8 protein-coding genes and 1 pseudogene are annotated in these 9,297 nt (G+C 62.7%); 2 read left to right on the forward strand and 7 right to left on the reverse strand.

The features are described from left to right. A pseudogene (locus tag DBR18_RS28660) lies at positions 1 to 103 on the forward strand (AraC family transcriptional regulator CmrA); the annotation flags it as partial. A 151-nt stretch (positions 104 to 254) separates the two neighbouring features. Here DBR18_RS28660 and DBR18_RS03475 read toward each other — a convergent pair. The 6 genes from DBR18_RS03475 to DBR18_RS03505 all read right to left on the reverse strand — a co-directional run bounded on the left by DBR18_RS03475 (position 255) and on the right by DBR18_RS03505 (position 7,665). Continuing rightward, positions 255 to 1,310, reverse strand: coding sequence for an ABC transporter ATP-binding protein (locus tag DBR18_RS03475; RefSeq protein WP_108589268.1), 1,056 nt, complete (start codon positions 1,308 to 1,310; stop codon positions 255 to 257). Positions 1,311 to 1,323: 13 nt separating this feature from the next. Then, entirely contained in the window at positions 1,324 to 2,172 is an 849-nt protein-coding gene (locus tag DBR18_RS03480; protein ID WP_096795112.1) for an ABC transporter permease, read from the reverse strand. Continuing rightward, positions 2,169 to 3,077, reverse strand: coding sequence for an ABC transporter permease (locus DBR18_RS03485; protein ID WP_007965862.1), 909 nt, complete (start codon positions 3,075 to 3,077; stop codon positions 2,169 to 2,171). The genes DBR18_RS03480 and DBR18_RS03485 overlap by 4 nt, the downstream gene beginning before the upstream one ends. A 181-nt stretch (positions 3,078 to 3,258) precedes the next feature. Further along, positions 3,259 to 4,362, reverse strand: coding sequence for an ABC transporter substrate-binding protein (locus DBR18_RS03495; RefSeq protein ID WP_108589269.1), 1,104 nt, complete (start codon positions 4,360 to 4,362; stop codon positions 3,259 to 3,261). A gap of 217 nt (positions 4,363 to 4,579) precedes the next feature. Continuing rightward, a complete protein-coding gene (locus DBR18_RS03500; protein ID WP_108589270.1) occupies positions 4,580 to 6,031 on the reverse strand; it encodes an aldehyde dehydrogenase family protein in 1,452 nt (483 codons plus the stop codon). Then, positions 6,028 to 7,665, reverse strand: coding sequence for a 5-guanidino-2-oxopentanoate decarboxylase (locus tag DBR18_RS03505; protein WP_108589271.1), 1,638 nt, complete (start codon positions 7,663 to 7,665; stop codon positions 6,028 to 6,030). The genes DBR18_RS03500 and DBR18_RS03505 overlap by 4 nt, the downstream gene beginning before the upstream one ends. Positions 7,666 to 7,894: 229 nt before the next feature. Here DBR18_RS03505 and DBR18_RS03510 point away from each other — a divergent pair, with 229 nt between their 5' ends. Continuing rightward, positions 7,895 to 8,776 (forward strand): LysR substrate-binding domain-containing protein, encoded by an 882-nt coding sequence (locus DBR18_RS03510; protein ID WP_108589272.1) that lies wholly within the window; start codon positions 7,895 to 7,897, stop codon positions 8,774 to 8,776. Positions 8,777 to 8,907: 131 nt separating this feature from the next. On the opposite strand, the gene DBR18_RS03515 is transcribed toward DBR18_RS03510, so the two are convergent. Beyond that, the coding region (locus DBR18_RS03515; protein ID WP_158275036.1) for an NAD(P)-dependent oxidoreductase at positions 8,908 to 9,297 on the reverse strand (390 nt) is incomplete at its 5' end.

Raw genomic sequence — 9,297 nt, forward strand, 5'->3', positions numbered from 1 at the left:
TCGCGTGGGCTATGAAAGCCCGTCGCAGTTCAGCCGCGAGTACAGCCGCTTGTTTGGTGCGCCACCGTTGCGGGATCTGGCGCGGTTGCGGCAGTCGGTCTGATCAAGGTGTTGTGTTGTAACGACTGACGCCATCGCTGGCAAGCCAGCTCCCACAGGGTTTTGTGCTGAACACAGAAGTTGTGCACCCCCGAAAAACCTGTGGGAGCTGGCTTGCCAGCGATGGGGCCAGTCAAGACAACCTCAATCCAGAATCAGGCACCGAGTACCCGACACGCCTCGCTCGGCAACGTCACCGACACCGGATGCCCGATCCCCAAACCAATCCCCTGACACGGCGTACTCAACGCCGTGAACGTCACCCCGGAACACTCGACCGTAGTCTCGATGGTCGCGCCGATATCGCGCACGAACGTCACCTTGCCGAGCAAGCGATTGCCCGCCGTGGCTTGTGGCGCGGACAGTTGCAGGTCTTCCGGGCGAATCAGCATCTTCACCTTCTGCCCCACCTCGATGCTGCTGCAGATCGGCACTTGCAGCGCATCACCGCCCGGCAAACTGACCTTGCCATCGCCCAGCGCCGTGGCCGGGAAGATGTTGCCCGAGCCGATGAAGTCGGCGACGAATTCGTTGGCCGGGTGCCGGTAGATTTCGATCGGCGTGCCCACCTGCTGCACCTTGTGTTCGCCCAGCACCACGACGATGTCGGCCATGGTCATGGCTTCGCGCTGGTCGTGAGTGACCATGATCGTGGTGATGTTCAGGCGCTGTTGCAACTGGCGGATTTCCACCTGCATCGACTCGCGCAACTTGGCGTCCAGCGCCGACAGCGGTTCGTCGAGCAGAAGAATTTTCGGCCGCGAAGCGATGGCCCGGGCAATCGCCACCCGCTGCCGTTGCCCGCCGGAGAGTTTCGCCACCGGGCGGTCGATCATCGCTTGCAGCTGGATCAGCTCCAGCAACTCCACCACCCGCGCCTGCTGCTCCGCCTTACTGACGCCGCGCAGTTTCAGCGGATAGGCGATGTTCTCGCCGACGGTCATGTGCGGGAACAGCGCCAGCGACTGGAACACCATGCCGAAGTTGCGCAGGTGCGCCGGGGTGTGGCCGATGTTCTCGCCGTTGAGGCGAATCTCGCCGCCGGTAAGGGTTTCCAGCCCGGCGATCATCCGCAGCAAGGTGGTTTTGCCGCAGCCCGACGGGCCGAGAAAACACACCAGTTTGCCTTCCGGCAAATGCAGATTGACGTCTTGTACCGCGCAAGCCGAGCCGTAGAATTTCTCGACGTTTTCCAGAATCAGACCAGTCATGTTGCACCTCAAATCAAAAGGAAACGCCGCCCTCGCCCACCAGCTTTTCCAGCGCCCAGATCAGAACGAAGTCGATCAGCACGATCAGCACGGCAAACGAGAACACGGTGGGGTCGAGCGATGACACGGTGCGGCTGTACATCCAGATCGGCACGGTCATGACGTCGATGGTGTAGAGGAAATAGGTCACGGTGAATTCGTTGAACGAGACGATGAACGCCAGCAGCATCCCCGCCAGAATCCCCGACTTCATCAACGGCACCACCACGTCGACAATCGCCCGCAGCGGTGAGGCGCCGAGCATCCGCGCCGCCTCTTCGACTTCGCTGCCGATGGAGAGCATGGCAGCGGTGCAGTTTTTCACCACGAACGGCAGCGCCAGAATCACGTGGGCAATCACCAGCCGCGAGGTGGTCAGGTGGAATGGCAGGCTGTCGAACACCAGCAGCAACGCCAGCCCCAACACCACCATCGGGAACACCAGCGGCAGCGACATCAGCTGCAGCGCCACGGCTTTGCCACGGAACTCGCAACGGGTCAGCGCATAGGCGGCGGGCACCGCGATCAGCGTGGCGAAGACCATGGTCAGGCACGACACCAGCAGGCTGGTAGCCATCGCCTGGCCGAGGCTCAGCACGTCGCTGGCGTCCGGCGAGACGAAGGTGTGCCACGCCGCCTTGTACCATTGCAGGCTGTAGCTGCTGGGCGGGAAGTCGAGGTTCGACGCACCGCTGAACGACATCACGATCATGGTCAGGATCGGCAACACCGCCAGCAGCAGAATGAACCCGGAGAGGATTCCGGCGAACTTGCCGGTGTCGCCGGGCAGCAGCGCCATGCGCTTGTTGGTCAGGGTACTCATTGCGAAGCCTCCAGCAGACGCCGACGACGGCCAGTGATGTATTCGGACAGGGTCATGATCGCCAGCGTGGTGACGATCAGCACCACCCCGGCAGCGGACGCGGCAGGCCAGTTCATCAGCGGCGCGATCTGGTCATGCACCATCACCGCGAGCATCGGTACACGGCGGCCACCGAGCAGCAACGGCACGACAAAGCTGCTGGCGTTGTAGGCGAACACCAGCGTCGCCCCGGTGATGATTCCCGGCAGACTCATCGGCAGCACCACCTGACGGAACACTTGAAAACGGCTGGCGCCGAGTGTCGCGGCCGCCTCTTCGTAGGTGCGCGCAACACCGCGCATGGCGCTGGCAATCGGCAACACGGCCAATGGAAACGCAGTTTGCACCAAGCCCATCAGCACGCCGTTCTGGTTGTACAGCAACATGATCGGTCGCTTGATCAGGCCCAGGCCCATCAGCGTCTGGTTGAGCATTCCGCCCGGGCCGAGAATCACCAGCCAGCCGTAGCTTTGCAGCAGCAGGTTGACCAGCAGCGGCAACAGCACCGCGGCGAGAAAAATCCGCCGCACGAACGGCGAGGTCAGACGCGACATGGTGTACGCCACCGGGATCGCCAACAGCACGGCGATCACCGCACTGATCAGCGCCAGACGCAGGGTCAGCAGCAGGGATTTCAGGTAATAGGGTTCGAGCAATTGTGCGTAGCTGGCGAGGCTGAACCCGCTCCACTCCGCGCCTTTGGTGCCGACGCTCATGCGCAGCACCAGCAGGCTGGCAGCGATCAGCACACCGAGAAACAGCATCGACGGCGTGAGGAAAAACCACGCCCGGGCAGTCGGCGAAACACCGCGCGCCGGGCGCACGTCAGCGGCGCCGACCGGTTGGGTCAGGGATTGATGTTCCATAGCAATGATCTCGTCAATGGAAAGCTAATCTCGCAAACACCTCAATCTCCTGTGGGAGCGGGCTTGCTCGCGAAAGCGGTGGTTCAGTCAGCAACAATGTCGACTGACAGATTGCATTCGCGAGCAAGCCCGCTCCCACATTTGATTTGTGGCACTCTCAGGGCCTGTGCTCGGCTCTCGGTCAGGAAGAAAAAATTTCCGTATAACGACGAATCCATTGGTCATGCACGGTCGCCAGGAAGGCGTTGTCGTGCATGATCGCCTTCTCGGCAATCTGCTCCGGGGTGAGGATGTACGGGTTCTTGCGCGCTTCGGCGGAGATGATCGCCTTGGCGTTGACCGGGCCGTTGAAGATGTCTTCGGCCATTTTGCCCTGCACCAGCGGGTCGAGAGAGTGGTCGATGAAGGCGTAGGCCAGGTCGGTGTCGCCTGGACGGTTCTTCGGCATTACCGAGAGCATCAGGTCGGTGTAGAAACCTTCCTTCATGCCGAACGTGGCACCGAGGCCGTAGTTCGGATCGCGGATCTGCTTGGGGAAGAATGCCGGGGCGTACAGGCCGCCCATGTCCAACGATCCGGTGCGGAACAGTTCGGCAATCTGGTTCGGGTTTTCGCCGAGGGTGACCACGCGATCCTTGAGCTCGGCGAGTTTCTTGAAGCCCGGTTCGATGTTGTGTTCGTCACCGCCGGCGAGTTTCGCGGCGATAATGATCAGGTCCATGGCCTCGGTCCAGTTCGGCGGCGGCAGGAAAATGTTCGGCGCCAGATCAGCGTCCCACAACGCAGCGTAACTGGTGGGCGCTTCTTTCTGGGTGCGGGTGCTGTAGACCAGACTGTTGCACCACAGCAGGTAACCGATGCCGTGACCGTTGGCGCCGGTGCGGTATTTTTCCGGTACGTCGATCAGGTTGGGAATGCGGTTGAGGTCGGGTTTTTCCAGCAGCCCGGCGGCGGCCAGACCTTCGGCGCCAACCCCGGCCAGGGTGATGATGTCGTACTGCGGACGATCACCGCCGGCCTTGAGTTTGGCGACCATTTCCGAGGTGCTGCCGGTGCGGTCGGCGATGACCTTGGCGCCGGTCTTGGCCTCGAACGTGGCGGCGATGTTGCGCAGTGCGGCGAGGCCGGTGTCATCCGACCAGGTCAGCAGACGCAAGGTCTTGCCGGCGAATCGCGTGTCGCTGGCGCTGGCCCGGATGAAGGGCATGCTCAGGGCCGCCGCCGCTACCGAGGCGACGCCCACGGTTTTAATGAATTGACGCCTGTTCAGATCGTGCTCGCCCATGACGGACTCCCTTTGTTCTTTTAAGTATGAGGTTGGTCGCAACCGTTGCATCCGCGCGGCCGGATCCGCTGCAGGCCTTGTGCTAAAAGGCCTGCAGCGCTGCCGACGGGTTCATCCTGAGGTCGTGCAATACACCTGACTATCGATAAAAACTCATCGAAGCCATGACACCCGCGCATGCCTCGTTGCGAGGCATGCGCTCACCGTTTTCGGGCGTTCAGAGCGCCCGGATCACGTGTTTGATTTCCTGAAACGCAGCCAGGCCCCACGGCCCCAATTCGCGGCCGATGCTGCTCTGCTTGTAGCCGCCCCACGCCGTCTGCGGGAAGATCACTTGCGGCGCGTTGAGCCACACCAGCCCCGCCTGCAGGGCGTTGGCGACCCGGTCTGCAGTCTCGGCGTTACGCGTCACCACACTGGCGACCAGCCCGAACTGGCTGTCGTTGGCCAGCGCAATCGCCTCGGCTTCGCTGCTGAAACGGCGCACGCACAGCACCGGGCCGAAAATCTCTTCGCACCACAGCGCACTGTCGAGGGGCACGTCGGTGAACACAGTCGGCTGCAAAAAATAGCCGCGCGGCAGATGCGCCGGACGATTGCCACCGCACACCAGCTTGGCCCCGGCACTCAGGCCACGGTCGATGTGACCGAGCACGCGCTGGTATTGCGCCTGATTGACCAGCGCGCCCATCTCCACATCCGGGTCAAACGGGTCTGCCACGCGAATCGCTTGCGCGCGCTTTTGCAGACGCTCTAAAAACTCATCGGCCAGCTCATCGGCAACCAGCACGCGACTGGTGGCCGAGCACATTTGCCCGGCATTGAAAAATCCGCCGCCGCAAGCCAGTTCCACGGCCAGTTCCAGGTCGGCATCTTCGAGCACCAGCAACGAAGATTTGCCACCCAGTTCCAGGCTCACGCCCTTCACCGTTTCGGCGGCGCGCTGCATCACCTGCACGCCGACGGCATTGCTGCCGGTGAAGGAGATCTTGGCGATGCGCGGATCCGCCGACAGCGGCGCACCGACCGCCAGCCCGGTGCCGCAGACCAGGTTGAACACACCGTCGGGCAGACCGGACTCGGCGATGATCGCCGCCAGTTCCAGCTCCGGCAGCGGCGTGACTTCCGACGGTTTGAGCACCACGCAGCAACCGGCGGCCAAGGCTGGCGCAAGTTTCCACGCGGTGGTGACCATCGGGAAATTCCACGGCACGATCAGCCCGACCACACCGCACGGTTCACGGCGCAGACGCGCGCTGAAGTCATCACTGGGCAGCGCCACGTTGCTGTCCAGTTGTGCATCGAGGCCTTCAGCGAGCTCGGCGTAATACTCGAACGTGGCGATCACGTCATCGACGTCGATAGCCGCTTCGAATTGCGGTTTGCCGTTGTTGCTCGACTGCAGCTTCATCAAGTGATCACGACCATTGCGCACGCCGTTGGCGATGTTGCGCAGAATCGCGCCACGCTCGGCGCCAGTGGTTTTCGACCAGCGCTTGAACGCTTCAGTGGCCGCGCTGACGGCCAGATCAACCGCGCGTTCATCGCCGCCATTGACCGTGGTCAGCAGCGCTTCGGTCGCCGGGTTGATCACCCGCAGGTGTTGACGCCCGGCCGACCATTGGCCGTTGATGTACAAGCCATCGAGGGTGGTTGGGAAACTGATCATTGGGCCACCGCCTGCATCCATTGGGTCTGGTCGATTTCGATCACGGTCGGGCCTTGGCGGTCAGTCGCCGCACGCAGCGCGCCACGCAATTGCTCAACCGAGCTGATCGCTTCGGCGGCGCAGCCCAGGGCCTTGGCCACGCCAATAAAGTCTGGGGTGTAGATATCGACGCCGACCGGCTCGATGGCGCGGTTGACCATGTATTTCTTGATCTCTTCGTAGCCCTGGTTATTCCAGAGCAGCACGATCACCGGCGTGCGCGCTTCAACCGCGCTGGCCAGTTCCGGCAGGGTGAACTGCAAGCCGCCGTCGCCGATCAGGCACACCACCGGCGGACGAGCGCCGCCCTCGACGCTGCCGCCGAGCCACGCGCCGATCGCCGCCGGCAGGGCGTAACCGAGGGTGCCGTAACCGGTGGATGAGTTGAACCAGCGCCGTGGTCGCTCCGGGTTGAAGGTGAGGTTGCCGGTGTACACCGGTTGCGTGGAGTCGCCGACGAACACCGCGTCCGGCAACTCGTGCAGGACGGTTTCCAGAAAACGGGTCTGGGCCAGTGTTGGCGCATCCCAGGTTGCGGCCAGCTCATCACGCAGACGCGCCGCCCGTACCTGGCCCCAATCGTTGCGCCGCTCGGCCAGCGACTGCTGCGACAGTGCGCCGAGCAGCGCTTGTGCGGCGTTGCGCGAGTCGGCGACCAACGCCACGTGCGGCGGATAGTTGCGCACGGTCTGATCGGCGTCGATGTCGATGCGCAGCAGCTTGCCGGGAATCTCGAAGCCGCCGGCGAAGGTCACGTCGTAATCGGTCTCCGCCAGTTCAGTGCCGATCGCCAACACCACGTCGGCATCGGCCACCAATGCGCGGGTCGCGACCAGGCTTTGCGTCGAGCCGATCAACAATGGATGGCTGGACGGCAACATGCCCTTGGCATTGATGGTCAGCGCTACCGGGGCGTCGAGCAATTCGGCCAGTTCGGTGAGCTCGGCGGCGGCATCGATGGCACCGCCACCGGCGAGAATCAGCGGACGTTTAGCGCCGGCCAGCAATTCGCTCATGCGCCGTACGGCTGCCGGAGCGGCCCCGGCGCGGTCGATATTCACCGGAATGCTGGCGAGCAGTTCATCGGCTTCTTCCACCAGCACGTCCAGCGGAATCTCGATGTGCACCGGGCGCGGACGCCCGGCCTGGAACAGTGCGAAGGCACGGGCCAGCACTCCCGGCAATTCTGCCGCCGACATCAAAGTGTGGGAGAACGCGGCCACACCGCCGACCAGTGCACTCTGGTTCGGCAACTCGTGCAGCTTGCCGCGACCGCCGCCCAACTGGCTGCGGGTCTGTACGCTGGAGATCACCAGCATCGGGATCGAGTCGGCGTAGGCCTGCCCCATCGCGGTGGTGATGTTGGTCATGCCCGGGCCGGTAATGATGAAACACACACCCGGTTTGCCACTGGTGCGCGCATAGCCGTCGGCCATGAAACCGGCGCCCTGTTCATGCCGTGGAGTGACGTGGTTGATGCTCGAACGGGCCAGCCCGCGATACAGCTCCACGGTGTGCACCCCGGGAATGCCGAACACCTGCTCGACCCCGTAATCCTCGAGTAACTTGACCAGTACTTCGCCACACGTCGCCATGTCGATTGCCCTTCTTGTTCATTTGAGACACAAGGCCTTTGTGTAGGAGTGAGCCTGCTCGCGATGGCGTCTTCACATTCAACATTACGGTGACTGACACACCGCTATCGCGAGCAGGCTCACTCCTACAAAGGGCCCTTCAATGGGCTCATTGAACGGGCGGCAGGTAGCGGCAACAATCGATTAAAAGTCATACTAGCCATGTCCTCACGTCATACCTTGGATCCACATGAAACGACTGCCTCCCCTGCCCGCCCTGCACACGTTTCTGATCACCGCGCAGTGCTGCAACTTCACCCGGGCCGCCGAGCAGTTGCACATCACTCAGGGCGCAGTGAGCCGGCAGATCGCCGGGCTGGAGGATCATCTGGGGTATGAGTTGTTCATCCGTCTGGCCCGAGGCCTGGAGCTGACCGCCGAAGGACGTGAATGGCTGCCACGGGTGGAAAAGATCTTTGGCCTGATCAGCGAAGCCACGGAGCAGATTGGTTTGAAGCGCGAAACCCTGCAGCTCAAGGCACCGAGCTGCGTGATGCGCTGGCTGGTGCCGCGCCTGCTGCAATGGCAAAAGGAACGCCCGGACGTACCGGTCAAACTGACCACCACGCTGGCCCACGGCGTTGATTTTCAGCGCGAGCAGTTCGATGCCGCGGTGATCTACGGCACGCCGCCGGACAACTCATCCACTGCCCTGCATCTATTCGATGAGCAACTGACCCCGGTGTGTTCGCCAGCATTATTGAAAGGCCCGCCGGCACTGAGCGAACCGGCCGATCTGCAACAGCATCTGCTGTTGCATCCGACCCGCGATACGCAGGACTGGACGGTGTGGCTGACGGCGGCCGAGTTGCAGTTGAACAACGTCAACACGGGCCAGCATTTCGAAACGCTGGATCAGGCGATGTCGATGGCGTCGCATGGGACGGGGGTGGCGATTGGCGACTGGTCGCTGATCGGCGATGACCTGCGCGCCGGGCGGTTGGTGATGCCGTTTGAGCTGAAGGTGAAGACGGGGCTGGGTTACTACGTGGTGATGCCGCAGGGTGGGGAGGCGTCGCCGCAGCTGGAGGAACTGATGATCTGGCTGGTGGAACAAGCCCATACCCGCTGAAACACCACATTCCCCTGTAGGAGCTGCCGCAGGCTGCGATCTTTTGATCTTGTTTTTAAAAATCAAAGTCAAAAGATCGTCCGATCGCGGCCCGAGCCTGCGGCAGCTCCTACAGGGGTTTTGTTTGCAGGTCAGTAGCCGACGGTAAACCGCTGACGCGAATGCTTCGGCGTTTCCACTTCGTCGAGCAGTGCAATCGCGTAATCGGCGAAGGTGATCCAGCTACGCCCTTCGGCACTCACCAGCAAGTGATCCTTGCCGACCCGGAAGGTGCCGGTGCGCTCACCTTCGACGAACTCGGCCGACGGCGAGAGGAAAGTCCAGTCCAGATCCGTCTCCTGACGCAAGGCTTCGAGGAACGCCGCGCCAGCGCTGGCCTCGGTTTTGTACTCGGCGGGGAAACCGGCGCTGTCGATCACCCGGGTGTCGTCCGGCAGCAGCAGCGAACCGGCACCACCGACCACCAGCAGACGTTTCACGCCCGCCTGCTTCACCGGACCAACCACGGCACTGGCCGGGAC

It is taken from the genome of Pseudomonas sp. HMWF021 (genome assembly GCF_003061005.1).
Lineage (GTDB): Bacteria > Pseudomonadota > Gammaproteobacteria > Pseudomonadales > Pseudomonadaceae > Aquipseudomonas.

Excerpts from the sequence above, each read along its gene's own strand:
- DBR18_RS03480 (WP_096795112.1), bottom strand. The coding sequence starts at position 2,172 with ATGAGTACCCTGACCAACAAGCGCATGGCGCTGCTGCCCGGCGACACC.
- DBR18_RS03495 (WP_108589269.1), bottom strand. The coding sequence starts at position 4,362 with ATGGGCGAGCACGATCTGAACAGGCGTCAATTCATTAAAACCGTGGGC.
- DBR18_RS03485 (WP_007965862.1), bottom strand. The coding sequence starts at position 3,077 with ATGGAACATCAATCCCTGACCCAACCGGTCGGCGCCGCTGACGTGCGC.
- DBR18_RS03510 (WP_108589272.1), top strand. The coding sequence starts at position 7,895 with ATGAAACGACTGCCTCCCCTGCCCGCCCTGCACACGTTTCTGATCACC.
- DBR18_RS03500 (WP_108589270.1), bottom strand. The coding sequence starts at position 6,031 with ATGATCAGTTTCCCAACCACCCTCGATGGCTTGTACATCAACGGCCAA.
- DBR18_RS03475 (WP_108589268.1), bottom strand. The coding sequence starts at position 1,310 with ATGACTGGTCTGATTCTGGAAAACGTCGAGAAATTCTACGGCTCGGCT.
- DBR18_RS03505 (WP_108589271.1), bottom strand. The coding sequence starts at position 7,665 with ATGGCGACGTGTGGCGAAGTACTGGTCAAGTTACTCGAGGATTACGGG.